The sequence below is a fragment of the Micrococcus cohnii genome (assembly GCF_014205175.1).
Lineage (GTDB): Bacteria > Actinomycetota > Actinomycetes > Actinomycetales > Micrococcaceae > Micrococcus > Micrococcus cohnii.
The window spans coordinates 983123-1007353 of sequence record NZ_JACHNA010000001.1 but is presented as its reverse complement, the minus strand read 5'-3'; the positions used below and the strand labels follow the sequence as shown (position 1 = coordinate 1007353).

The window sequence follows — 24231 nt, the reverse complement described above, 5'->3', positions numbered from 1 at the left end:
GGTCACCAGTGGATCTCGAGCATCGCGGTGTTCAGCCCGGAGCCGACGCCCAGGCAGAGCAGGCGGTCTCCGGAGCTCAGCGCGTGCTGCTCGCGGTACAGCGTGATCGGCAGGGAGGCCGGGCCGACGTTGCCCAGCACGGGGAAGGTCACCGGGATCTTCGCCAGGTCGAGCCCGGCGGAGTCGGCGATGGCGTTGGTGTGCAGCTGGGAGACCTGGTGGGTGATGTACCGGTCGACCGTGTCCCAGCCCCAGTCCGCGGGGACGTCATTCCACGCGTCCATGACCAGTTCCAGACCGTCCTCGAGCAGCGCGGTGGAGTCGGTGTACATGCCGCGGTGGTCTCCCACGCACAGGTCGTGGTGGTCGGTGCCGGCGCGGGTGACGCCACGCACGATGCGGTGGCCTTCCGGGTGGTCCTCGATGTTCCCGACGACGGCCGCGGCAGCGCCGCAGCCCAGCGTCAGGGAGGCGAACTGCTCCATGAAGTTGCTGCGGTTCGTCGACGGGGCGTGCAGGTTTTGCACGGTCGCGGCCTGGACCTTGGTGGCGTCCTCGCCGGCAACGATCACGGCGTAGTCGATCTGCCCAGCGTCGATGAGCGAGGAGGCCAGCATCAGACCGTTGACGAAGCCCAGGCAGGCGTTGGTGATGTCGAAGTTCGTCGCCGAGGTGGGCAGGCCCATCACGTCGTGGATGCGCACCGCGACCGAGGGCTCCAGCGTGGCGCGGGTGACGGAGGTGTTGATCAGCAGGCCGACCTTCTCCGGTGCCACGCCGGCGGCCTCGAGCGCCGCCGTACCGGCGCGAGCAGCTGCGTCCTGGAAGTCGGTGGAGTGATCCCAGTTGCGTCGGGCGTGCACACCGGCCACGCGCTGCAGCAGCCCCTTCGGAAGCTTGAGCCGGCGTAGCACCTCTTTGAGCTGGCCGTCCAGCTCATCCGACGTGAGCTCATGGGGTGCTTCGACCTCCGTCACCGACAGCAGGGCGGCGCGGGTGTATTCGAAGCTGGCGTTGCCGGACACGGGGGATACCTGGACCAATCTGGACGACGTACGGGTGAAGCCCGACGACGGCGGGACGCGGCGTGATCGCCGTCCGTCGAAGCCAAGGCCGAGGGATCACTCTAGCGGAGCCTGCGGCGCCGTCGACCGAACGGAAAGCGGGATCGCTCACAGCGACGACGTCATGCCCGTGACTCTGGGACACCGATCCGCGGTGCGTGGCTAGCATGGATCCGCCTGGTCCATCGGGCTAGCATGGATCCGCCTGGTCCATCGGGACGACGAGGTCCGTAGGAGGACGACTTGGATCCGCTCGAGATCGCACGCTGGCAGTTCGGCATCACCACCGTCTACCACTTCATCATGGTGCCCCTCACCATCGGCTTGGGGCTGACCGTCGCCGCGCTGCAGACGGCGTGGTACGTCACCGGCCGAGAGCACTTCCTGAGGATGACGAAGTTCTGGGGGAAGCTGTTCCTGATCAACTTCATCATGGGTGTGGCGACCGGCATCGTGCAGGAGTTCCAGTTCGGCATGGCGTGGTCCGAGTACTCGCGCTTCGTCGGCGACGTCTTCGGCGCCCCGCTGGCCATGGAGGCGCTCATCGCGTTCTTCCTCGAATCGGTGTTCCTCGGCGCCTGGATCTTCGGCTGGCGCACCCTGAGCCCGCGCGTGCACCTGCTGGCGATCTGGGCGGCGGTGATCGGCGCGCATTTCTCTGCCTACTTCATCATGGCGGCCAATGCGTTCATGCAGCATCCGGTGGGCTACGAGGTGGTCGACGGCCGCCCCGTGCTCTCGGACATCGGCGCCGTGCTCAGCAACCCGGTGCTGCTCACCCACTTCCCGCACACCCTGTTCGGCGCGTACGCCGTCGCCGGCGGCTTCCTGCTGGGCATCTCGTGGTACCACCTGTATCGGCGCCGCGTCGAGGGGATCGACACCGTCGACGACACCGGTCGCGTCGTGGTCGGCACCACCGGCTCGAAGGGACGCGATGAGATCGACCACGCCGTCTGGATCCGTTCGCTGCGCATCGGGGCCGTCGTGGCGCTGATCGCCTTCACGGGGACCGCGTTCACCGGGCACAAGCAGGCGCAGCAGATGATCGAGTTCCAGCCGCTGAAGATGGCCTCGGCCGAGGCCGCCTGCCACGACGGCACCGCGTTCTCGGTCTTCTCCTTTGCGGATCTGTCGAACCGCGAGGGGCAGACCACCTGCGACGACGTCGTGGGACTCGTCGAGGTCCCGGGCCTGCTGTCCTATCTGGCGCACGAGGACTTCACCACGCCGGTCAAGGGGGTGAACACCCTCATCCCCGAGTACCAGGAGAAGTACGGCACGCACCTGCCAGACGATCCGATGTACGGCGAGCGCGCCGGACGCCCGATCGACTACCAGCCGCTCATGGAAGTCACCTATTGGGGGTTCCGGCTCATGATCACCTTCGGCGGGCTCGCCGCGCTCGCCGCGGCCATGACGCTCTGGATGACCCGGCGCGGCACCGTGCCGGAGTCGAAGACGTGGATGCGTCTGGCCGTCGCCTCCATCGGCGCTCCCTTCGCCGCCAACATCACCGGGTGGGTCTTCACCGAGATGGGCCGACAGCCCTTCGTCGTCGCCCCGAATCCGAGCATGTCCGGCACCGACCAGGTGTTCATGTACACGGCCGCCGCGGTCTCGCCCGGGGTCGACGGCGTGGAGATCCTCGTCTCGCTGATCGTGCTGGGCCTCATCTACGGTGCACTGCTGGTCGTCGAGCTGGTGCTGCTCACGCGGTACGTGCGCGGTGGCGTGCCCGCCGGCATGCCCGAACTCACCGCCGACGAACACCGTGACGGCGAGGGCGGTCCGGACGACGCCCGCGACCGTGACGACGTGCTCGCCTTCGCCTACTGACCTGCCTGCCCGACACCCGACCGAGAGACAAGGGAGTCCATCGTGGCCGACGTGCTGCCGACCGTCTGGTTCGTCCTCATTGCCGTGCTCTGGCTCGGCTATCTGCTGCTGGAGGGATTCGACCTCGGGGTCGGGATGCTCATGCGTCTGTGGGCGCGTGACGAGCGCCAGCGGCGGGTCCTGCTCAACACCATCGGCCCGGTCTGGGACGGCAACGAGGTCTGGCTGCTCACGGCGGGAGGAGCCACCTTCGCGGCTTTCCCGTTCTGGTACGCCTCGCTGTTCTCTGCGCTGTACCTGCCTCTGACCCTGACGCTGTTCGGACTGATCCTGCGCGCCGTCGCCATCGAGTATCGCTCCAAGGCGTTGACCCCGGGCGGGCGCGAGATGTGGGACTGGGCGCTCGCTGGAGGATCGTTCATCGCGGCGTTCACGGTGGGCGCCATGCTGGCGTTGACCACCACCGGCATCCCGCTGAACGCCAACGGTGACCGCGTGGGCGGTGCATTCGCCTGGGCCAACGGCTATGCCGTGCTCGGTGGTGTCGCCGTCGTCCTCTTCTGCCTCGCCCAGGCCTGGGCGTTCCTCGGGCTGAAGACCGACGGCGCCCCGCGTGAGGCTGCGAACCGCACCCTGCGCACGTGGCTGCCCGTGCTCGCCGCGCCGCTGGCCGCCTGGGTCGTGCTGGTGGTGGCCGAGGCCGGCAAGCCGGTGGCGTGGATGCTGACCGCGCTCGCCGTCGTGGCGCTTGCGGGGGCCTGGATCTCGGCCCGTGGCCGACGTGAGGGATTCACGTTCCTCGGCATGAGCCTGTTCCTACTGTGCGGGGTCGCGGCACTGTTCACGGCCGTCTATCCGACCGTGCTGCCCTCGACGGTCGACCCCGCCTATGACCTCACGGTCCACAACGCCTCCTCGCAGACCTACACCCTCGGTGTGATGGCCGTGGTGACGGCGGTGTTCATTCCCCTCGTGCTGGCTTACTCGTGCTGGTCGTATTGGGTGTTCCGGCGTCGCATCTCGGTCCAGCACATCCCGGAGTCCCACCCCGTCACGCCCCTGTGACCGCCGACGCCCCGGTCCACGAGACCCCCCGACGGCAGCGCGTGGACCTCGACCCGCACCGCCGCTCACCGTGGCCGACCCTGCCCTCCGAGCGCGCGCTGCTTCGACGTCTGCTCGGCTGGGCCGGACTGCGCGCGCTCGGGTGGATCGTGCTCGCCGAGGCCGTGGCCGGGGCCATCGCATTGTTGGCCGGCCTGCAGTCCGCGCCGGATGCGAGCGGGCTGGGCGAGCTGGTCACCGGCGGGGCACGGTCACCGCAGGCCGCGGCACTGGAATCCCTGATGCCCCTGGTGTGGCTGGGGACCGTGGGGCTCGTGCTGCGTGCGGCGGCCGAGGCCGGCGTCCAGGCCGCGGGAGTGCGGACGTCACTGCGCGTGCGATCGCAGCTGCGGCGCGCTTATCTGGAGCCTCGTCTGGCCGGCGCTGCGGCCGCCCCCGACGACGTCGGACGCGAGGCGGTGCTCCTCACCCACGGGCTCGACGGCGTGGAGGGACAGCACACCCAGGTGCTTCCTGCGCTCGCCGCCGCCGCGGTCGTGCCCGTCTCGCTCATCGCGTGGACGGCGTACCGCGACCCCGTCTCCGCCCTGGTGCTCGTGGTGACGTTGCCGCTGGTGCCCGCCTTCATGATCTTGATCGGCCGGCACACCCAGGACCGCATCCAGCAGGCCGCCGAGGGTCTCGACCGGCTCTCCGGTCACCTGTCGGAGCTGGCCCGTGGCCTGCCGGTGCTCGTGGGCCTGCGTCGCGCAGGCGCCCAGCGTGACGCGTTGGCGGCCGTCGCGCGGCGCCACCGCGACGCGACGCTGGGCACGCTGCGCACGGCCTTCGTCTCCGGGATGGCCCTGGAACTGATCGCCTCGCTCTCGGTCGCGGTGACGGCCGTGCTGATCGGCGTCCGTCTGGTGGACGGCAGCCTGTCCCTGCACGCGGGACTGGTCGTGCTCGTGCTCGCCGGCGAGGTCTATCTGCCGCTGCGAGAGCTTGGCGGGGCTTATCACGCCGCCGAGGACGGGCAACACGCCCGTCACCGGATCGAGACCGCCACTGACCCGGCACCGTCGTGGTCCGAGCAGCTGCGATCCCTCTCGGAGGACCCGGACGTCGTCGTCCACGTGCGGGGGGTGCACGTGCGGCACGGGCGGCAGACCGCCTCGGTGCGATGCCCCGATGTGCGGCTGGCTCCGCAGGAGGTGCGCGTGCTCAGCGGGGCATCGGGTTCGGGAAAGTCGACGCTGTTGCACCTGCTCGGCGGGCGGCTGCGGGCCGAGACCGTCACCGCGCAGGGCCCACTCGTGATGCCGCCATCGGAACAGGTGTGGTGGGTCTGCCAGCACCCCCAGTTCGCCGCCGAGACCGTGCAGCAGGAGCTGGCCGCGTTTGGGACCCGCCGCCCGGGCGCGCAGGTGGCCGCCCTCCACGCCGTCGGCCTGCTCGAGGCGGACGAGGCCGACGAGGCGGACGCCTTCGGGCGCGCGGAGGCCAGCGGCGCCCGCGCGCGGATTCTCGATCGTCTCGTCGACGAGCTCAGCCCCGGACAGCGTCGACGGCTCGCCCTGGCCCGACTCCTCGGCGCCCTCGATGACGCCGCTCGGGGGACGACACGGCCCGGAGCGACCCACCTGGTGCTGCTCGACGAACCGACCGCGCATCTGGACGAGACCAGTGCGCGTCACGTGCGCGGCACCGTGGCGGGGATGGCCGCGGGAACCGTGCCGGGGCTGGAGCTGCCGCCGATCTGCGTGCTCGCGGCCTCGCATGACCCGCTGCTCGCCGCGTCGGCCCGATCGGCCGACACCGGTGGCCCCGCCGCTGTCGACCCGCTCGGCGAACATGGTCTCGGACAGCAGGCAGCGGCGCCGGGCGAGACGAGGCAGGCGGACGTCGTCGTGCCCGAGTTCGATGTCTCACCGCCCGAGGCCCCTGCCTCGAGCGCGCAGCACGGCACCGGCGGAGGCAGGCCGCCCGGGCGAGTGGCCGGGCGGCGTGCCGTCGGTGCGGTCCTGCCGCCTCCGGGGCAGCTGGTCGGCCCGATCGCCTGGGGCGCTGCCACGCACCTGAGTGCTGCCCTGCTGGCCGGTCTCTCCGGCTGGTTGATCGTCCAGGCGAGCTGGCAGCCCCCCATCCTCCACCTGCTCTCGGTGATCGTGCTGGTCCGGGCCGCCGGACTCTCGAGGGCGGTGTGCCGGTATCGCGAACGGCTGGCGACGCATGCCGCGCTGTTGTCCTGGGCGGATGCGCTGCGGTTGCGACTGTGGGACTCCCTCGGCGAGCGTGTCGTGGACTTCAGTCGGCTCACCCGCGGTGGTGGGGCGCTGGCCGCGCTGGTCGCGGACGTCGACGCCGCGCGCACCGCTGCGGCCCGCGTGCTCGTGCCGGTGCCGGCCGCGGTCACGGCCATCGGGTGCGCTCTGGCGCTGACCGGACTGCTCGCCCCCGAACTGCTGCCAGCGGTCCTGCTGCCCTCGCTGCTGGGACTGCTGCTGGTCCCGGCGATCGTCGTGCTCGGCGGCGCGGCCGACAGCGCGCGGGCCGGGCAGCACCGGGCCCGGCTGCTGACCGTCGTCGTGCGTCAGATGCGCGCCGCCGCCGACACCGCGGGCCTGCACCGCTCAGCGACGGCGCTCGAGCAGATCGACCGCATCGATCGGCTCGCGCACCGGCCCGCCCGCCGCGCCGCCGGGGCCGTGGGTGTGGGGCGGGCGTTCGCGGTGCTCGCGGCCGGGGCCGCAGCCGGTGCCGCAGCATGGGCCGCCCATCTGCACGGACTCGATGCCGCTGTCACGGCGTTCGTCGTGGTGCTGGCCCTCTCCATGGCTGAGCCGTTCGGGGCGCTTGCCACCGCCGCGGCCCAGGTGCCCGTCCTGCGCTCACGTGCCCGTGACGCGGCGGTGCTCTTGTCGGCGACGGCCGAGCCCGCCCGGTCCGCTGCGTCCATCGCGAGCGCGTCCACCCCTGCGGAGCTCGGCCCGGGCCCGTGGCCGTCAGGGTCGGAACGGGCAGCGACCTCGGCCGCCGAGCCGGTGCAGATGCTGCGCCTGCGCGGGGTGCGTGCGGGATACGGGGACGGTCCGGACGTGCTGCGGGGCGTGGACCTGTCGGCCCGTCGCGGCGACCGGGTCGTGGTGACCGGACCATCCGGTGCGGGCAAGTCCACCCTGCTGGCGGTGGTGCTCGGATTCCTCACCCCTCGTGCCGGTCAGTACCAGCTGCTCACCGAGACGGCGCAGCGCAGGCGCGGCGGCGAGGTCGGCGGAGAGGTCGGCGCCATGCCGTCACCGCGCCTGCTGGCCCGTGTGGCCTGGACGCCCCAGGAGGCTCTCGTCTTCGACTCGACCGTGCGGGGCAACCTGTCCCTGGCCCGGCCGCGGCATGATCCGCCGAGCGAAGCACAGATGCGGCACTGCCTCGCCCTCGTCGGTCTCGACGAGTGGCTCGAGGCGAGCCCGGCCGGACTCGACACGCGGGTCGGAGCCGAGGGAGGCCGACTCTCGGGCGGCCAGCGTCAGCGGCTGGCCGTGGCCCGCTGCCTCGTGGCGGGGGCGGACGTCGTCCTGCTGGATGAGCCGACCGCTCATTTGGGCCGGGGCGAGGGCCGTGAGCTGATGGCCCAGCTGCGCGAGGGCCTGGCCGACACCGTGTGCCTCGTCGTGACCCACGACGAGTCGTTGGCCGGCCCCACGGATCAGCGTCTGTCGTTGCCCGCCAGCAGCCAGGGTCGGAACAGCCGGGTAAGCCCCGGCAGCACCAGGTAGACCATGACCGGCATGACCGGGATGATCGCGGCCAGCACACGCAGCACCAGCGGCGTGTCCGCCGGCAGCACGCCCGCCAGCACGGCGTTGACCAGCAGGGACATCGGGAAGAATCCCGTGAAGATGACCACCATCTGCTTCCACCGCGGCGGGCTGGGCAGCGGCGCCTGCTCCGGGGCGTCGAACCAGCCCTCGATGCCGGTGCGGTGCTCGAAGTCCTCCTGCGCGACGGCGTCCGCCATCTCGCGGATCCACGCTGCTCTCTCCGCGGAGTCGTGCCAGCGCTGCAGGCTCTCGCGGTCGGCGAACCGATAGAGCATCCGCCACGTGTCGGACGTGCGTGATGAACGGACCAGCCCGGAGCCGAGGTAGCCGGGGAAGTCGATCATCACGGCCTGCCCACGGGACACCCAGGCATCGACCGCCGCGGCGTCGTGCACTCGAACGCGGCGAGTCACCTGGACGGTGATCGGCTGGTCGGCGGGTGAGTTCTCGGGGCCCGACGTCGCACCGGTCGCACGGGTGTTCACTTGGCCGAGACCTCCACGCCGTCCTCGTGCTGGGGGCTGAGCGCGACGGGCTCGGGGGTTTCCCCGGCACCGATCACCTCGATCTTGGCGTCCACGGACACGCCGGAGCCGTCGCGGCGACCGAACTCATGTGGCAGCGACCGGGCGACACCCGCCTTCGACGAGGCCAGGGCAGGCGCGGCGCCCGCCCAGGCGAGGGCCAGCCCCGTTTCGCCCTTGAGCAGGCGGTGCGCTCGCACCCCCGCCGTACCGCGACCCTTCACGGGGAACTCTCCCAGAGGGGTCACCTTGACGGAGCCTGGTGCCCCGCCGAGCAGATCTGGGTCGCCGTCGGTCACCGTCGCCACCAGGGCCGGCCTGGCGATGCCGGCCACATCGGTCTCGGCGACATCGGAGCCCGCGGGGGCGACACCGAACCCGATCACGGTGTCATCGTCGGCAACGCGCATCCCGGCCACGCCCGAGGCGGAGGGACCCTGCGGGCGGGCGAGGGAGGCGGCGAAGCGCAGCAGTCGGCCGGCGCCGGTGATGAACACCAGCTGGTCCTCGTCCTGCACGGCGGGCGCTGCCCCGATGACGCGGTCGCCCTCCTTCATGGTGATCGCCTCCATCGCCTCGCGGTTCAGCGGCCAGTCCGGACGGACCCGTTTGACGACGCCGCGCGCCGTGCCCAGCGCGATGACCTGGTCGAGCGGGACGAGCGCCACGAGGCTCTCGCCGCGGTCGAGCGGGACGAGCGTCTTCGCGTCCTGCGCACTCGACATGTCCGGCTGCGCGCTCGGCTCGGAGACGGTGGGCAGATCGACGACCTGGACCCGGTGCAGGGCACCGGAGGAGGTCAGCGCGCCGATCTCGCCGCGCGCCGTGGTGGCCACCGCACTGAGCAGCGCGTCGTTCTTTCGACGACGGTCCCCGGGCGTGACCGGGGTGCGGTCAGCGGTGCGCAGGATCTTGTGACCGGTGCTCAGCAGCACCCAGCACGGGGTGTCGGCGACCATCAAGGCCTCATCGGGGGAGCCGGGCGCGTGCCGGGCGGGCGCGCTCGCCGCCGCCGGAGCGCCGAGGCTCTCGTTCTCGAGCAGTCGGGTGCGCCGCTGGTCGCCGTGTTCGTCCGCCACGGCCTGCAGCTCCTCACCGACGACCTCGCGCAGCCGCTGCTCGGAGGCGAGGATCTGCTCGAGCTCGGCGATCAGTCGGGCCAGTTCGTTCCGCTCGGCCTCGAGCTCGATCCGGGAGAACTTCGTCAGCTGACGCAGCCGCAGCTCAAGGATGTGGTCGGCCTGCACCTGCGTCAGGTCGAAGACCTGCATGAGCCGTTCGCGGGCCTGGGGAGAGTCCTCGGACGAGCGGATGATCTCGATGACCTCGTCGATGTCGACCATCGCGAGCAACAGGCCCTCGACCAGGTGCAGCCGGTCCTGCTTCTTCTGCAGCCGGAACGCGGTGCGGCGGCGCACGACCTCCAGACGGTGGGCCACATAGACCTCGAGCATCTGCTTGAGCCCCATCGTGTGAGGCTGGCCGTCGACCAGAGCGACATTGTTGATGCCGAAGGACTCCTCGAGCGGAGTGTGCTTGTACAGCGCCGCGAGGACCGCCTGCGGGTTGAACCCGGACTTGAGTTCGATCACGAGCTTGAGCCCGTGCTTGCGGTCGGTCAGGTCCACGACGTCGGCGATGCCGGCCAGCTTCTTGTTCTTGACCGCGTCCTTGAGGCGTTCGATGACCTTCTCCGGCCCGACGCCATAGGGCAGCTCGGTGACGACCAGGCCGGTCTTGCGGGCGGTGAGCTTCTCGACCTCGATGCTCGCGCGCATGCGGAAGCTGCCCCGTCCGCTGGCGTAGGCGTCGCGGATGCCCTCGAGCCCGACGATCCGGCCCCCCGAGGGCAGGTCCGGGCCCGGCACGTGCCGCATGAGCGCGTCCAGGTCCGCGTCCGGGTGCGCCAGCAGGTGCCGCGCCGCCGCCACCACCTCACGCAGGTTGTGCGGGGCCATGTTCGTGGCCATCCCCACCGCGATGCCGGAGGCTCCGTTGACCAGCAGGTTGGGGTACGCCGAGGGCAGCACGGCCGGCTGCAACAGCTGGTTGTCGTAGTTCGGGACGAAGTCCACCGTGTCCTCGGCCAGGTCCGCCGTCATGGCCAGCGCGGCCGGGGACATGCGCGCTTCGGTGTAGCGAGGCGCCGCCGGCCCGTCGTCCAGGGAGCCGAAGTTGCCGTGCCCGTCGACCACGGGCAGACGCAGGCTGAACGACTGGGCCATGCGGACCATCGCATCGTAGATGGCGCCGTCGCCGTGCGGGTGGAGCTTGCCCATGACCTCGCCGACCACGCGCGCCGACTTCACATGCCCGCGGTCCGGACGCAGGCCCATCTGGTTCATCATGTAGAGGATGCGTCGCTGCACGGGCTTCAGGCCGTCGCGTGCGTCGGGCAGCGCCCGGGAGTAGATCACCGAATAGGCGTACTCGAGGAACGAGGACTCCATCTCGGCCGCCACGTCGATGTCGACGATGTTCTCCTGCTCCACAGGGATCGGCTGGGCCCCCTGCGGGCCGGCGGAGCGGGAACGGGATGATCTGGCCATCATGGCGGGCGGCAGTCCTCACGGGGTCGGCAGTTGTCTAGGGTGAATCCTATGGGTCAGAGCCACAGCCGTCCGGAATATCCCCGACACTGGGAGGCCGACGTGGTGCTGCGCGATGGCACCACGGCGCGGCTGCGGCCGATCTGCCCGGAGGACGCCGAGGGGCTGCAGCGCATGCACGCGGCGCAGTCCGAATCGTCGATCTACATGCGCTACTTCACCTACAAGTCGCGGCTGTCCGCCGCCGACCTCGAGCGTTTCACCCACGTCGACCACCGCGATCGCGTCGCGTTCGTCATCGCACGGCGCGGCCGGATCCTGGGCATCGGTCGCTACGACCGGTATCCGGGCACCGAGCTGGCGGAGGTCGCCTTCAATATCGCCGACGACGCGCAGGGCCGCGGCCTCGGCTCGATCTTCATGGAGCACCTCGCCGTCGCCGCCCGCGAGCGAGGCATCCGCCGCTTCACCGCGGAGGTGCTGCCCGAGAACCGCAAGATGCTCGCCGTGTTCCAAGACTCCGGCTTCGAGGTGGCCCGTCGCTTCGAGGATGGCGTCGTGGCCGTGGAGTTCCCCATCGACCCGACCGCGCGTTGGCGGGCGGTGATGGAGGCCCGCGAGCACCGTGCCGAGGCCCGCTCTCTGGCGGAGATCGTCCGCCCGAGCTCGGTGGCCGTGGTCGGCGCCTCCCGCCACCAGGGCGCCGTCGGCAACACCGTGCTGCGCCACCTGATCGAGTCCGGGTACACGGGACAGGTCCACGTCGTGAACCCCCAGGCCGAGCAGGTGTGCGGCCGACCCGCCCTGGACCGTCTCAGCGAGGTCGGGGAGCCGGTCGACCTCGTGATCGCCGCCGTGCCCCGCACCGGCATGGAGCAGGTGGTCACCGACGCCGCCACGATCGGCGCCAAGGGCGTGCTCGTGCTGACCTCGGGCTACGCCGACGCCGGGGCGCCGGGACTGGCCGCACAGCGGCGTCTGGTCTCCCAGGCCCGCGCCGAAGGGATGCGCGTGATCGGGCCGGCCTCCGCCGGACTCGTCTGTACCGACCCCGACATCCGGCTCAACGCCTCCGCCAGCCCCGGCCTGCCCGCACGCGGACGCATCGGTCTGTTCAGCCAGTCCGGCGCCGTGTCCGCCATGGTCACCGCGGGGGTCGTCCGCCGCGGCGTCGGCGTCTCCACCGTCATCAGTGCCGGCAACCGAGCGGATGTCTCCGGCAACGACGCGATGCAGTTCTTCGAGGACGACCCGCGCACCGGGGCGGTCGGCATCCAGCTCGAGTCCTTCGGAAACCCCCGCAAGTTCTCCCGCATCGCCCGTCGGCTGTCGCACACCAAGCCCGTCGTGGTGGTGCGCTCCGACGTCACCGGCAGGTCCCTGCCGCCGGGCCACGACGCCCGCACGACCGCCGCCCCCGAGGGGACCGTGGACTCGATGCTCGACCAGACCGGGGCCATCGAGGTGGGCACCCACGAAGAACTGCTGGACGTGCTGCAGGCGACCGCCGCGCAGCCGCTGCCCGCCGGCGACCGCGTCCTGCTGGTCGGCGACTCGCTCGCCCTCGACCGACTCGCCCGTGACGCCGCTGCGCTCGCCGGCCTGCAGGTGGTGGACTCGCTCGGACTGACCGACAGTGAGCAGGGCGCCGCCCGCGCGGCGGCCGACGTCAAGCACACCCTCGACGAGGCCCTGCGCCGGGCCCGCTCCGGAGAAGCCGACGCGGTCGTCGTGATCGGGCGGGTGGGCTTGAACCAGTCCGCCGAGGACCCCGCCCGGCTCGCCGCCGCGCTCGCCGAGGCCGCCGTCGACCCGCGGATCCCCGTCCTGGCGTGCCTGGCCGACGTGGTGGACCCGGCCTATGCGACCGCCACGCTCGGCGCGGCTTGGCCCCTGGACGACGAGGCCGAGCCAGCGGACCGACAGCACGGTGTACCCGTGTACCCGTCGGCGCAGAAGGCCCTCACCGTGCTGGGGCGCCTGAGCGACTACGTGCGCTGGCGCGCCGGAGAGGCCGGCGAGCCGATCGAGCTGCCGGACGTGGACCGGGACGCGGCCGAGGCGCTCGTGCAGCGGGCGCTCGCCGATACGGACGGCACCCGCCTCGTCCGCCTCGATGCCGCGCGTACCCGCGAGCTGCTGGGCCACTACGGCATTCGGCCGCTGGCCGCCGAGCGCTTCGAGACGGAGGACGACGCGGTGGCCGCTGCTGAACGCCTGGGCTTCCCGGTCGCGGTGAAGGCGGTCGACCCGCAGCTGCGGCATCGCCTCGATCTGGGCGGGGTGCGGCTGAACATCGTGGACGCGGATTCGCTGCGCCGGAACGTGCGTCAGATGCGTCAGGTGCTCTCGGCGTTCGGTGTGAGCGACCTGGAGGTGCAGGCGATGGCGCCGAGCGGCCAGGCCTGCATCGTGCAGGCGCTGGAAGACCCGCTGATCGGCCCCGTCGTCTCCTTCGGCATGGCCGGTGACGCGACCGACCTGCTCGAGGACTGGGTCCACCGGGTGCCGCCGCTGACCGATCAGGACGTCGCGCGCATGGTCCGCGCACCGCGGGCGGCGGCCAAGCTGCGGGCGCAGGGGAGCGTGCCCGGGGCGGACATGGCCGCGCTCGAGGATCTGCTCGCCCGTGTGGCCGCGCTCAAGGACGACCTGTCGCACGTGGCGCGGCTGCGTTTCGCGCCCGTGCTCGCCGGTCCGACTGAGGCGACCGTGCTGCACGCCGAGGTCGACGTCGCTGATGCGGGGCAGCGCACCGACTCCGCGCGTCGGGCGATGCGCGGCGACTGAGCGGGGCTGTCCCCACCGGGCGGCCCCGCCCGGCGCCGGTGCGCAGCTCGGCGATAGCATGGCAGCCATGATCAAGCCCTTCCGGAGCGAGTCCCCCTGTCCGTCCTCGCTGGAGGCCGCGCTGCTCAAGGCGGGCTTCTACCCCGAGCTCGTGTCGCATGCGCTGGACCAGGAGCTGGACGGGCGACGGATCCTCTCGCACCTGGTGCACGTGGACACGCACTTCGACTATGACGAGATTCACCGCCACAGCACCGTGCTCGGTGTCTGCGAGGACGTCGTGGTGGCCGCTCATCTGGACGACCAGCCCCTCGACGCCGACGGGCGGCAGGTGCTCGCGCAGGTCTCGACGGAGCTGGTGCCGCTGCACGCGATCCGCTCCGTGGTCATCACGACCGGCCACGCCCACCCCGAACGATTCCGTCCGAGCGACCCGGTGGCGGAGATGACGGTGGCCCTCCAGTGGGCCGGCGGCCAGCGCCTGGACCTGCAGCCGGCCGGCTGCGCCGATCCGCAGTGCGAAGCGGACCACGGCTACACCGGCACGAGCACTCGGGAGGACCTGGTCATCCGCGTCGCCGCTGATGCCGATGGGCAGCAGGCCGTCGACGAGGCCCTGGACTTCGCTCGCACGCTGCGCCGTGCGCACCTGGCCGCGATCGCGTGAGGCCGGCATGAGCTCGCCTGAGTTCCCGTCCGGAGTCGTCCCCGCCGAGTCGTCTCTGCGCTCGGTCATGCCGTCGGCGGCCGCCGCGCTCGGTGTGCCCGAGTACGAGAACGCGCTGGACTGGCCGGCGACGCGCCGGGCGATCGTGGTGCTCGTGGACGGTCTGGGCCGGGCCGTGCTGCGCCGCTTCGGCGGTCATGCTCCGTTCCTCAAGCAGGCGATGGCCGAACACGGCCGAGTGCTGCAGGTGGCCGTGCCCACGACCACGGCGGCCTCGCTGACGAGTCTGGGCACCGGTGTCGATCCTGGCGAGCACGGTGTGGTCGGCTACGACGTGCTCGACCCCGACCGCGGCGTCGTCGTCAATCAGCTGGGCGGCTGGGACGAGCGGACCGATCCGGCCGCGTGGCAGCCGCTGCCCACGGTGCTGCAGCGGTGCCAGGCCGACGGGGTCGAGACGGTCACGGTGTCGCTGCCGGCCTTCGCCGACTCGGCGCTGACCCGGGCCTCCCTGCGCGGTGGCGAGTTCCTCGGCGCCACGACCATGGCAGCCCGGGGCCAGCGGGCCCTGCAGACGGTGGGACGCAACCGCGACCGGGCGTTCGTGTACCTGTACTTCAACGAGCTGGACAAGGCCGGTCACCGCACCGGTGTCGGCTCACCGGACTGGCTCTACGCGCTCGAGGAGATCGACGCCGTGCTGCGGCGTCTGCACTCGCGGCTGCCGGCCAACACGACCCTGGGGATCACCGGGGACCACGGCATGGTCGACGTGCCGGCCACCCGTCGGATCGACTATGCCGCGCTGACGGCCGACGGCGACCTCGAACGGCCGGAGCTGCTCGACGGCGTGGCGCACACGGCGGGGGAGCCGCGTCTGGTGCAGCTGCACGTCGAGGCGCAGGCCTCGGCCCAGCGCCGGGAGGCGTTGTGCGCGGCCTGGCAGGAGACGTGGGGCGCGCACGCGTGGGTCCTCACTCGTGACGAGGCGATCCAGGCCGGCTGGTTCGGGGCTCGGGTCACGGAACGGGTGAGGCCGCGCATCGGAGACCTGCTGATCGCCGCCCACGGCGACCTTGCCCTCTACGACGGGCGTCGCGTCGGCGCCCACGCCTTCGACATGGTCGGGCACCACGGCGCCCCGACTCGCGCCGAGCGCGAGGTGCCCTTCCTGCTGCTGGGTGCCTGAGGGGCCGACACCGTGGCCGCGCGCGGACGCCGCTCAGTCGCCGCGTCGGCCGAAGACGATCTCGTCCCAGCTCGGCACGGACGGGCGCTTGGAACCTGAGCGCGGACGCTCGGCACGGGCAGGCGCGGCAGCGGGCATGGCCGGGCGGGCGCGGCGCGACGGGCCCGCTGAGCGTTCGGGCTGCTGGTGCGCGGCCTCGTCCTGTTCGGCCTCGTCGGAGGACGCCTCGTGCTCGAGGTCGGGCACGGCGGACAGTGCCGAGCGGTCGGCCTTGCGTGCGGGATGATCCTCCTCGGCCTCGGCTGCGGCAGCCGGATCGGCGGAGCGGTGCGAGATCAACCGTGCCAGGGCCTCATCGCCCGTGCGCGCCGAGTCGGCCCGCTGTCCGCGGCGGGCCCGCAGCACGTCGAGCAGCTCACCGTCGCGCGTTCCGGAGTCCTGCCGGGTCGGCGGCACCTCGCCGTCGCGGTCCGCCGTGTCGGCGTCCTGCCGGGGCTCCGGAGAGAGGGCCTGCGCGGCCTGTTGGTCGTCGGACTCCTCCTGCGTCGTCAGGTCCCATGCATGGGCCGCCGAGAGGAAACGGGCCCAGTCGTCGGCCGGGTCCACCGACCGGGTCGCAGCCCGGTAGGTCCATGTCGCCGGCGGCTCCTGGTCGGTGGGCAGGGCCTCGGAGGGGGGCACGGGGAACCGCGCGGCGACGGTCCACGCGCCATGCGGCTCGCGCCAGGCGTCCCACTGTGCCAGTCCCGGGGCCAGGCCCAGTTCTGTGAGGCGATGTTCGACGAGCTCGCCCAGGGTGCTGGGACCGCCGTCCTCGACGATGTCCGAGTACAGGTCCGGGCCGCCGACCCAGATCTGCGTCTCGCGGGCCTGTTGGGCGATCCAGCCGCGCTCGGCCAGGACCGGGTATTCGAAGGTCTTCACCCGCTCCAACGACGTACCCGTCTCCTCGGCCACGCGCTGCGCGGAGTGACCGGCTCGGATGCGGGCCTGGATCTGCCGAGGCGAGAGCGGCGTGGCGGGTTCGGCAGGGGCGGGGGAGGCCGACTCGGTGCGGGCGCCGGCGGATGCCGACTCGGGCGCCGCGCCCGCAGCGCGCTGCTCGCCGTCCTCGCGTCGGGCGCGGTCATCTGCGGTGGTCGACGGGCCCGGCGCCGTCGCCGGCTGCGCGACGCCCTCGACGGGCGCGGACGGGCCGTCGGCGCGCTTCTGCTCCTCCGCACTCCCGGCTTCGGCGGGACGGGCGTCTTCGAGCTCAGCGAGTAGCTCCTCGGTGATCGGCAGCGTGTGCTCGGTGTCCTCGGAATCGAGCAGACGCAGGACGGTGCCGTCCTGCACCAGGGATGCCGCTCGGAGCTGAGCCATGGCGCGGTGCCTCGCAATCGTGTTCGTCTCGTGCCTTGGTCGCGCGTATTCCTGCGGCCCGCCGCGGCTGTTTTGACGGCGGTGTCGCGCGTTGGTCCGCATCCTAGTGTCTGTGCCCGCCCGGGCAGGTCAACCTCATTTGGAGTGCGGGCGATGTTCGTGCACAATCTACGCCCAACGGCGGCCCGTGCACATCGACCGGCCCGTGCGTCCGGCTTCGGACGCCCCTGGGCGCAGCCCGGCGGGAACGGCACGGTCGAGCGGCAGGGTCGGCCACGTGAGCAGATGCCGCCGCTTCCAGTCCTGGAAGCGACACCCCACACGACGCGGATTGTGAGACCCGATCATGGCCACCGATTACGACGCCCCCCGGAAGAACGACGACGAGGTCAGCGAGGACTCCATCGAGGAGCTGAAGTCGCGTCGCACCGACACGCAGTCGGCCGTCGTCGATGAGGACGAGACGGAGGCCGCCGAGGGGTTCGAGCTTCCCGGCGCTGACCTCTCTGGCGAAGAGCTGATGGTGCGGGTGCTGCCCGCCCAGTCGGATGAGTTCACGTGTGCCTCCTGCTTCCTGGTGCGTCACCGGTCGCAGGCGGCCAAGGAGAAGAACGGCATGGTGTTCTGCACCGACTGTGAGGGCTGAGCTCGTCCGCACACCCGGCGGGGCCGGGTGACGACGACACCCAGGCCGCCCATCACCGGCTCGACCGGTGAGAGGGCGGCCTTCGTGTGTCCGGAGGGGCGGCCAGTGCGGGACAGGCCGGTCAGTCGGTTCGCCGCGGCTGCGCAGGGGAGGACTGCGCGGAACAGGACCCGGCGTGCATCGATCCGCCGAGTGCCTCCACGAGCCGCTCGGGGTGGCGGGTGCTGGTCAGCCAGTACGGAGTCTTGTCCCGCGGATCCGTGATCTGCAGACGCACGACCGGGCCGATCCAGCCGCGCATGCACACGTATGCGCGTCCGTGCAGCCGTGCGCGCTGCTGCTCCCGGGCGTGCTCGCCGCGGTAGCCGGTGACCTCCCCGATGTGCTCGCGTTCGATCCGTGCTCGCCCCAGACGCACCTCGGCGTCGGTGACGACAATCCGGGGGGTCGTCGCCTGCAGCAGGACGATCTCGATGCCGAGGAACAGGACGGCGGCCGCGATGCCGGTGCCGATGTTCACCGGGGCGAAGACCAAGATGCACAGGGCCGCCAGCAGTGCCGAGACGAGCCACACCCCGAGTGAGGGCGACAGCGCCTCTCGGTACAGCGTTCCTGTGCGGCCGGTGCCGTCCTGCCCGGTCCTCTGCGGAACGTCGTCGTGGGCGGTGTCGTGTGCTGGGGATCCGGGGGAGTTGAGGCCTGCCGCGGTGGCGGTGTCGGCGCCGTCGCGGGCGCGGTCGGAGCGGTGTTCGTGCATGTCGTCCAGCTTCCCACACGCCACCGCAGGCTCCCGCCCCGTCGCGGGGCACGGACGCGTCGAACCGGTCTCCGAGGGGGGCCGGAACGGCACGCCACGCTCGGGTAGAGTGACCGGCTGTGACTGAGTCCCCGCGCCTGACCGTGCCCTTGAAGCGCCTCGACCCGGGAGTCGAGCCGCCCGCCTACGCGCTGGCTCAGGACGCCGGCGCGGATCTGCGGACCACCGTCGACGTCAGTCTCGCTCCGGGCGAGCGGGCGCTCGTGCCCACCGGCGTCGCCGTGGCGCTGCCGGCCGGACACGCCGGCTTCATCCATCCCCGGTCGGGCCTGGCCGTGCGTCATGGGCTCAGTGTCGTGAACGCGCCCGGCACCATCGATGCCGGCTATCGCGGAGAGATCAAGGTCCCGCTGATCAACCTTGACCCGAGCGCCCCGATCGAGCTGCGCCGCGGCGACCGCATCGCGCAGCTGGTGATCCAGCAGGTGGCTCACGCGGAGTTCGTCGAGGTCGAGGCCCTCGAGGAGTCGGACCGCGGCGCGGCGGGCTTCGGCTCGACGGGCGGCTTCGAGTCGGGGCGGGGGACCGACATGCCCCAGACCGTGCAGGAGAGTGACGCGCAGTGATCTTCGGACGCAACCGGAACGTACGCCATGAACAGATCACGCTCCCGGAGGAGCTGATGGATGAGCGGGACAAGATTGCCGCGGGGCTCGTGGCCAGCGGCGAGTCGACCGATGGCCCCTACGACGTGAAGGACCGCGACACGACCGAGGGGTACATCGACCTCGGCGCGGTCCGCGTGCGCGCGATCAAGAGCATGGAGCTGCGGCTCGACCTGGAGGACAAGACCAAGGAGGTCGTCGCTGTCACGGTCAAGCTCGGCTCGTCCTCGCTGCAGGTGCAGGCGTTCGCGGCGCCTCGGCGTACGGGCGTCTGGGACGAGCTGCGTGAGGACCTGAGTACGACCCTCGGGAAGACCCCCGGGGCCACAGTGGTCGAGCGCGAGGGACGGTTCGGCACGGAAGTGCTCGGGCGCATGCCCGCGCAGATGCCCGACGGCTCGCCGGGATGGACGACGCTGCGGTTCCTCGGTGTGGACGGTCCTCGGTGGTTCGTGCGCGGGCTGATCCGTGGCGAGGCCGCCCGCAGCCCGGAGGACTCGGAGTCCCTCGAGCAGGTCTTTGCCGATCTGGTCATCGTGCGCGGTGACGCGCCGATGGCGCCGCGCGACCTGCTCCCGCTGCATCCGCCGAAGAACGTGAAGCCGGTGCGCCGACGCCGCCCCGGCCGAGAGGCGGCCTCCGGCGACGCGGCGCAGGCACCCGGGCAGTCGGCCTCGAATCGGAGAGAGGGCGCGCCCGAGCAGACCGCGCGGCCGGCTCCTGAGCTGCCCGAGCGGGGCCCTGAGATCACCGAGATCAGGTGAGTCGCGCGGCATGAGCCCGACCGTCTCGGCAGAAAGCGTGCACCGCGGCGTGGTCACGGAGGTGACCGTGCCGGGCGCCGACGCGCCCGTGGTCTTCACCGCCGAGCTTGCCCCGGGCCCACCCCGGCCGGACCAGCGGCGCCCCGAGAAGACGATTCGCCTGTTGTGGCACGGACGCCGGCGGGTGCCGCGGATCATGCCCGGCCAGTGGCTGACGGTGACCGGCGCCGTCACGGTGAGCGAGGGAGTGCCCACGATCTTCAACCCGGCCTATGAGCTCATCGAGGCGCCGTCGTCACGCTGAGCGTCCGACCATCGACCACCCGCCGATCAAGGAGCGACGATGCCGACCGAGAACGACCCCGACCCGCGGCCCCGTCCCGAGGCCCGCGCGGCCTGCTCGCGCGAGCCCGAGGGGCCCTCGCGCCCGGACTCCGCAGCGGGTGCGTTCGGCGGTCTGGCCGCGGCCACGCGTGTCGACGAGCACGGCCGGATCGACGCCCTCGCCACCGTCGGCGGCGTGCGCGGCATCGTCGAGGCGTCTCTGCCGACGTTCGTGTTCATGGTCTGGTTCCTGGTCACCTCGCAGGTGTTCGCCTCCGGTGTCGCGGCGGTCGCGGTCGCTGTGGTGATGGGCCTGGTGCGCGTGATCCAACGTCAGTCCCCGGCCCAGGCCGTGGCCGGGCTGGCAGTGGTCGTGCTGTGCGTGTTCATGGCGTTGCGCACGGGGCAGGCCCGGGACTTCTACGTGTGGGGCTTCGTGACGAACGCCGGGTATTCGGCCGCCTTCATTGCCTCGATCGTGGCGCGCTGGCCCCTGATGGGCGTGCTCTTCGGCCTCGTGCGCGGCGAGGGCACCGCCTGGCGCCGGAACGAGGTCCGTCGGCGGGCCTATGCGCTCGCGACCTGGGTGATTGTCGCCGTCATGCTGCTGCGTCTGGCGGTGCAGGTGCCGCTCTACCTCGCGGAGGCGGCCACGGCCCTGGGCGCGGCGCGGCTCGTGATGGGACTGCCTCTTTACGCGCTCGGGCTCTGGCTCGCCTGGTCGGTCTCGGCGCCGCGGGACGCCTCGGCCTCGCGCGAGCCCGGCACCAGCAGCGCGCGCAGCTGAACCGCCGCCTCGTCGGCGGCCAGGAAAAACACCTCGTCGCCCGCGGCGAGCACCTCGTCGGCGTCGGCGGTGCGTGGCCGACCGTCGCGCAGGATGGCCACGAGAGGCGACTCGTCCGGCCACGAGATGGAGCCGATGCGACGTCCGAGGCTCCAGTGGTCGCGGGGCACCGTGAACGCGGTCAGGGCCGCGGCCCCCGAGCCGATGCCCATCAACCGAACCAGGTCGCCGGTCTCGACCGCCTCCTCGACGAGCGCGGTCATGATGTCCGGGGTCGACACGGCGACGTCGACGCCCCAGGACTCGTCGAACAGCCAGCGGTTCAGCGGATTGTTGACGCGGGCGACCGTCCGGCCGACGCCGAACTCGCTGCGACCCAGCAGCGACACGACGAGATTGACCCGGTCGTCGCCGGTGGCCGCGACGAGCACATCGGCGCCCTGTGCTCCGGCCCGGCGCAGCACAGCGGGCTCGGAGGCGTCGCCCACTTCGCAGTGGCCCGTCCGGGACGAGAGCCGGGCAGCGGTGTCGTGCCGACGTTCCACCACGATGACCTCGTGGTCGTGCGCCGCCAGCTCCCGCGCGATCGAGGAGCCCACAGCGCCGGCGCCGATGATGAGGACCTTCATGCGTTCTCCTGCCTCTCCGGGGCGCTCATGATGATCGCCTCCGCATCGTCCTGGCGGCTGACCTCGACGACGATGTGCAGCACGTCCCCTTCCTGCAGCAGCGTGGCCTGCGTGGGCAGCAGGCCCGCTTCGAAACGGGTCAGGTATCCCACGCGCACCGTGGCCGCGTCCTCGATCTCGCCCACGGAGCGGCCCCACCACTGCGGGTCCGGCTCGATCTCCGTCATCACCAGAGATCCGGTGGCATCGCGGCGCCCGGACTGGGCGGTGCCTGCCGGCAGCAGCTTGGTGAACACCTGCTCGCTGGTCCAGCGGACCGCCGCGACCGTGGACACGCCCAGCCGCTGGTACACGCGGGCGCGTTCGGGGTCGTGGATACGAGCGACGACGTGCCGTGTGCCGAAGTGTTCGCGCGCCACGCGCGCGGCGATCACGTTGGTGCCGTCGTCGGAGGACACGGCGGCCAGGCCGACGGCCTTCTCTATACCGGCGCGCACCAGGGTGTCCCGATCGAAGCCGACGCCCTGCACACAGCGGCCGTCGAAGGTCGCGGGCAGGGCGGTGAAGGCGTGCGGGTCGCGGTCCACGACGGCGACGCTGTGTCCGAAGGACTCGAGCATGCGGATCAGCTCGACGCCGACGCGGCCGCAGCCGAGGATCACGAAGTGTGCCACTGGCAGTGGTCCCTTCTGCCGGGGACGGACGTCGCGGCGGCCGGGTCGAGGCGTGCCGCGAACGGGACGGGCACGGGCCATCATGCCACTGGCGGGGCCCGGCGTGCCGGGATCGCGTGGCCGACGGGAACCCGTGCAGGCCCTCGTGGGAAGTACTGTGGCCCGGTGAGCACGATCGTCTCGACCGCGCGCCGGCTGTTGCTCGGCCGTCCCGTGGCCTTCTCCGGAGCCCCGGCATCGCGGGTCAGCCGCATGCGGGCGCTGCCGGTGTTCTCCTCCAACGCGTTCTCGTCGCTGGCCTATGCGCCCGACGAGATCATTCTCACGCTCGTGGCGACGTCGAGCGCCGCCCTGGTGCTGGGGCCCGCGATCGGCTGGTCCGTCGTGGTGATCATGCTCGTGATCGTCGCATCGTTCCGTGCCGCTCTGGTGGCCGTGCCGCGCGGCGGCATCTACGAGATGGCCCGCACCAACCTCGGCCCCCGCTCAGGCGTGGTCGCCTCGGCGGCGCTGCTGCTGGATCTGGTGTTCATGGTCGCGGTGTCGCTCGCGGCGTTCTCGCACCCGCGCTGCGGGGCTCACAGCTGTGGCTGGCGCTGGGCGCCCTGGCGTTGCTCGTTCTGGCCGCGCTGCGCGGAGCCGGTTTCCGCGGGCGGCTGACGGCGGTGTGCGTGCACGTCTTTGTGGTGCTCATGCTGGTGATGCTCGTGCTGGGCTTCGTGCAGGACGCCGAGGGCAGTCTGAGCGCTGCGCCGACGGCCGAGTACACCGTGCAGGGTGCGGGCCCCGGTCCGGTCGAGGGGATCGCCCTGGCCTTCCTGGTGCTGCGCGCCTTCAGTTCCGGCTCCGCGCTGCTGACGGGGCTGGAAGTGCCCGTGGCCTCGACGCATCGCGTCCGTCGTCCCGCCGTGCCCGCGGTGCGCTGGATTCTGACCGTCATGGCCCTCACGGGTGCGATCCTGATCCTCGGCGTCGCGCACCTGGCGGCACGCACGGGCGTCGTCGTCGTGCTCGACGTCGGAGCGTTGCGTGACCACCAGGGCCGACCCGTGCCGGAGGCGCACGCGCCCGCCCCGGTCGTCGCGCAGCTGGCAGAGGTCGTCTTCGGCGACGGCTCGCCGGCGGCCGTCGTGCTCGTCGGAGCCGTGGCCGCGCTCCTGCTCGTGACGGCCCACGCCGCCTTCAGCTCGTTTCCCGCGCTGTCGGCCCGCCTGGCCGAGGGCGGATACGTCCCGCGTCAGCTCAAGGCCCGCGGCGACCGGCTCGTGCACTCGTGGGCGATCCTCGCCCTGGGTGCCGCTGCGGCGATCCTGTTGTGCCTGTTCCAGGCGCGCACCGCCTACCTGGTGCAGCTCTACGTGATCGGCGTGTTCCTGGCGTTCACCCTGGCCTTGGCCGGGATGCTGCGACTCTGGCGCCGACGCCTGGCCCACACCCCGGACTCCTCGGGTCGATCCGCGGTGCGGTGGCGGCTCGCCCTGACCGCACTGGCCCTGGCGTTGACGGCGGTCGCCGGCGTCGTCGTCCTGGCGACCCGCTTCGCTCAGGGGGCGTGGGTGGCGCTGCTGGCGATCTTCGCCGGCGCGTTCGTCATGGGTCGGGTCCACGCGCATTATGCTGCCGTCGCTAAGGAGCTGCGGCCGGAGCCCGACGACGATGCGCGAGCCCTGCCGGCACGGGTGCACGGTGTCGTGGTGCTCTCGAGCCTGAACCGCCCGGCGCTGCGGGCCCTGGCCTATGCGCGCGCGAGCCGGCCGGCCACGCTCGAAGCCGTCGTCGTCGACGTCGAGCGCGAGAACACGGAGTCGCTCCTGCACGCGTGGGAGCAGGCGCGGATTCCGGTGCCGCTGACGATCGTGGGGTCGCCGTACCGGGACGCCGTCACGCCGCTGGTGCGTCATCTGCGCCGACGTCAGCAGCGTCAGGAGGCCGGGTTGACGATGGTCTACCTTCCCGAGTTCGTGGTCCGCGCCGGGTGGCGCAGTCTGCTGCACAACCGCACCGCGGCGCGGCTGAGCACCCGTCTGCAGCGTGAACCGGATGTCATGGTGGCCCAGGTGCCGTGGCAGATCCGGGACGGGCAGCGGCAGCGCACCTCGGGGTGACGGTTGGGTGTCCGGTGGGTGACTGCCG

At 72.0% G+C, this 24231-nt stretch carries 20 protein-coding genes; 13 read left to right on the top strand and 7 right to left on the bottom strand.

The features are described 5' to 3' along the window. Positions 1-2: 2 nt before the first annotated feature. Positions 3-1025, bottom strand: coding sequence for a 3-oxoacyl-ACP synthase III (locus HDA30_RS04615; RefSeq protein ID WP_184241227.1), 1023 nt, complete (start codon positions 1023-1025; stop codon positions 3-5). 282 nt (positions 1026-1307) lie between these two features. Between HDA30_RS04615 and HDA30_RS04610 the strand changes: the two genes are divergently transcribed. From HDA30_RS04610 to cydC, 3 genes are read left to right on the top strand one after another with little or no spacing between them, the layout of a single operon-like run. Further along, the gene (locus tag HDA30_RS04610) at positions 1308-2903 is read left to right on the top strand and encodes a cytochrome ubiquinol oxidase subunit I (RefSeq protein ID WP_158496028.1); all 1596 of its coding nucleotides are present in this window, start codon (positions 1308-1310) and stop codon (positions 2901-2903) included. Between the two features lie 42 nt (positions 2904-2945). Next, positions 2946-3968 (top strand): cytochrome d ubiquinol oxidase subunit II, encoded by a 1023-nt coding sequence (gene cydB / locus HDA30_RS04605; RefSeq protein WP_158496027.1) that lies wholly within the window; start codon positions 2946-2948, stop codon positions 3966-3968. After that, positions 3965-7723, top strand: a complete 3759-nt coding sequence (cydC, locus tag HDA30_RS04600; protein ID WP_184241226.1) for a thiol reductant ABC exporter subunit CydC — start codon at positions 3965-3967, stop codon at positions 7721-7723. Before cydB ends, cydC begins: the two co-directional genes overlap by 4 nt. Here the strand turns inward: cydC and HDA30_RS04595 are convergent. After that, complete coding sequence (locus tag HDA30_RS04595; RefSeq protein ID WP_184241225.1) at positions 7654-8253, bottom strand: antibiotic biosynthesis monooxygenase; 600 nt, start codon at positions 8251-8253, stop codon at positions 7654-7656. The genes cydC and HDA30_RS04595 overlap by 70 nt on opposite strands. Then, a complete protein-coding gene (locus tag HDA30_RS04590; RefSeq protein WP_184241224.1) occupies positions 8250-10844 on the bottom strand; it encodes a DNA gyrase/topoisomerase IV subunit A in 2595 nt (864 codons plus the stop codon). The genes HDA30_RS04595 and HDA30_RS04590 overlap by 4 nt, the downstream gene beginning before the upstream one ends. A gap of 48 nt (positions 10845-10892) precedes the next feature. On the opposite strand from HDA30_RS04590, the gene HDA30_RS04585 reads away from it, so the two are divergent. From HDA30_RS04585 to HDA30_RS04575, 3 genes are all read left to right on the top strand, one after another. Continuing rightward, positions 10893-13631 (top strand): bifunctional acetate--CoA ligase family protein/GNAT family N-acetyltransferase, encoded by a 2739-nt coding sequence (locus HDA30_RS04585; RefSeq protein ID WP_184241223.1) that lies wholly within the window; start codon positions 10893-10895, stop codon positions 13629-13631. 67 nt (positions 13632-13698) lie between these two features. Next, on the top strand, positions 13699-14298 hold the full coding sequence (locus tag HDA30_RS04580; protein ID WP_246418704.1) for a DUF5998 family protein: 600 nt from the start codon (positions 13699-13701) through the stop codon (positions 14296-14298). Positions 14299-14305: 7 nt separating this feature from the next. Continuing rightward, positions 14306-15487: an alkaline phosphatase family protein gene (locus tag HDA30_RS04575; protein ID WP_184241222.1), complete on the top strand. Its 1182-nt coding sequence runs from the start codon at positions 14306-14308 to the stop codon at positions 15485-15487. 33 nt (positions 15488-15520) lie between these two features. Here the strand turns inward: HDA30_RS04575 and sepH are convergent, their stop codons facing one another. Next, on the bottom strand, positions 15521-16852 hold the full coding sequence (gene sepH / locus HDA30_RS04570) for a septation protein SepH (protein ID WP_184241221.1): 1332 nt from the start codon (positions 16850-16852) through the stop codon (positions 15521-15523). 346 nt (positions 16853-17198) lie between these two features. On the opposite strand from sepH, the gene HDA30_RS04565 reads away from it, so the two are divergent. After that, positions 17199-17498 carry a DUF4193 domain-containing protein gene (locus tag HDA30_RS04565; RefSeq protein WP_158496020.1) on the top strand — a complete coding sequence of 100 codons (300 nt, stop codon included), beginning with the start codon at positions 17199-17201 and terminating at the stop codon, positions 17496-17498. 121 nt (positions 17499-17619) lie between these two features. Here the strand turns inward: HDA30_RS04565 and HDA30_RS04560 are convergent, their stop codons facing one another. Beyond that, complete coding sequence (locus HDA30_RS04560) at positions 17620-18255, bottom strand: DUF3093 family protein (RefSeq protein ID WP_158496019.1); 636 nt, start codon at positions 18253-18255, stop codon at positions 17620-17622. A gap of 119 nt (positions 18256-18374) precedes the next feature. Between HDA30_RS04560 and dut the strand changes: the two genes are divergently transcribed. Genes dut through HDA30_RS04540 form a run of 4 tightly spaced genes read left to right on the top strand, consistent with a single transcriptional unit; the run spans position 18375 to position 20795 of the window. Further along, positions 18375-18881: a dUTP diphosphatase gene (gene dut, locus HDA30_RS04555; protein ID WP_158496018.1), complete on the top strand. Its 507-nt coding sequence runs from the start codon at positions 18375-18377 to the stop codon at positions 18879-18881. Then, positions 18878-19684, top strand: coding sequence for a DUF3710 domain-containing protein (locus HDA30_RS04550; protein WP_158496017.1), 807 nt, complete (start codon positions 18878-18880; stop codon positions 19682-19684). Before dut ends, HDA30_RS04550 begins: the two co-directional genes overlap by 4 nt. 10 nt (positions 19685-19694) lie before the next feature. Further along, positions 19695-19988, top strand: coding sequence for a hypothetical protein (locus HDA30_RS04545; RefSeq protein ID WP_158496016.1), 294 nt, complete (start codon positions 19695-19697; stop codon positions 19986-19988). 39 nt (positions 19989-20027) lie between these two features. Beyond that, positions 20028-20795 (top strand): DUF3159 domain-containing protein, encoded by a 768-nt coding sequence (locus HDA30_RS04540; protein ID WP_158496015.1) that lies wholly within the window; start codon positions 20028-20030, stop codon positions 20793-20795. Here the strand turns inward: HDA30_RS04540 and HDA30_RS04535 are convergent. Both HDA30_RS04535 and HDA30_RS04530 read right to left on the bottom strand, forming a co-directional pair. Beyond that, positions 20702-21424 carry a potassium channel family protein gene (locus HDA30_RS04535; RefSeq protein WP_158496014.1) on the bottom strand — a complete coding sequence of 241 codons (723 nt, stop codon included), beginning with the start codon at positions 21422-21424 and terminating at the stop codon, positions 20702-20704. The two genes, HDA30_RS04540 and HDA30_RS04535, sit on opposite strands and share 94 nt — an antisense overlap. Then, positions 21421-22098, bottom strand: coding sequence for an NAD-binding protein (locus HDA30_RS04530; protein ID WP_158496013.1), 678 nt, complete (start codon positions 22096-22098; stop codon positions 21421-21423). Before HDA30_RS04530 ends, HDA30_RS04535 begins: the two co-directional genes overlap by 4 nt. A 165-nt stretch (positions 22099-22263) precedes the next feature. Here HDA30_RS04530 and HDA30_RS10500 point away from each other — a divergent pair, with 165 nt between their 5' ends. Together HDA30_RS10500 and HDA30_RS04525 are read left to right on the top strand one after the other, a co-directional pair. Further along, positions 22264-22758, top strand: a complete 495-nt coding sequence (locus tag HDA30_RS10500) for an APC family permease (protein WP_246418703.1) — start codon at positions 22264-22266, stop codon at positions 22756-22758. Continuing rightward, positions 22710-24203, top strand: coding sequence for an amino acid permease (locus tag HDA30_RS04525; protein WP_343059295.1), 1494 nt, complete (start codon positions 22710-22712; stop codon positions 24201-24203). Before HDA30_RS10500 ends, HDA30_RS04525 begins: the two co-directional genes overlap by 49 nt. Positions 24204-24231 lie beyond the last annotated feature (28 nt).

Bases quoted from the DNA above. Each gene is read 5' to 3' on its own strand.
- HDA30_RS04545 (WP_158496016.1), top strand. From the start codon at position 19,695: ATGAGCCCGACCGTCTCGGCAGAAAGCGTGCACCGCGGCGTGGTCACG.
- HDA30_RS04580 (WP_246418704.1), top strand. From the start codon at position 13,699: ATGATCAAGCCCTTCCGGAGCGAGTCCCCCTGTCCGTCCTCGCTGGAG.
- HDA30_RS04565 (WP_158496020.1), top strand. From the start codon at position 17,199: ATGGCCACCGATTACGACGCCCCCCGGAAGAACGACGACGAGGTCAGC.
- HDA30_RS04560 (WP_158496019.1), bottom strand. From the start codon at position 18,255: ATGCACGAACACCGCTCCGACCGCGCCCGCGACGGCGCCGACACCGCC.
- HDA30_RS04590 (WP_184241224.1), bottom strand. From the start codon at position 10,844: ATGATGGCCAGATCATCCCGTTCCCGCTCCGCCGGCCCGCAGGGGGCC.
- HDA30_RS04575 (WP_184241222.1), top strand. From the start codon at position 14,306: ATGAGCTCGCCTGAGTTCCCGTCCGGAGTCGTCCCCGCCGAGTCGTCT.
- HDA30_RS04585 (WP_184241223.1), top strand. From the start codon at position 10,893: ATGGGTCAGAGCCACAGCCGTCCGGAATATCCCCGACACTGGGAGGCC.
- sepH (WP_184241221.1), bottom strand. From the start codon at position 16,852: ATGGCTCAGCTCCGAGCGGCATCCCTGGTGCAGGACGGCACCGTCCTG.
- HDA30_RS04535 (WP_158496014.1), bottom strand. From the start codon at position 21,424: ATGAAGGTCCTCATCATCGGCGCCGGCGCTGTGGGCTCCTCGATCGCG.
- HDA30_RS04540 (WP_158496015.1), top strand. From the start codon at position 20,028: ATGCCGACCGAGAACGACCCCGACCCGCGGCCCCGTCCCGAGGCCCGC.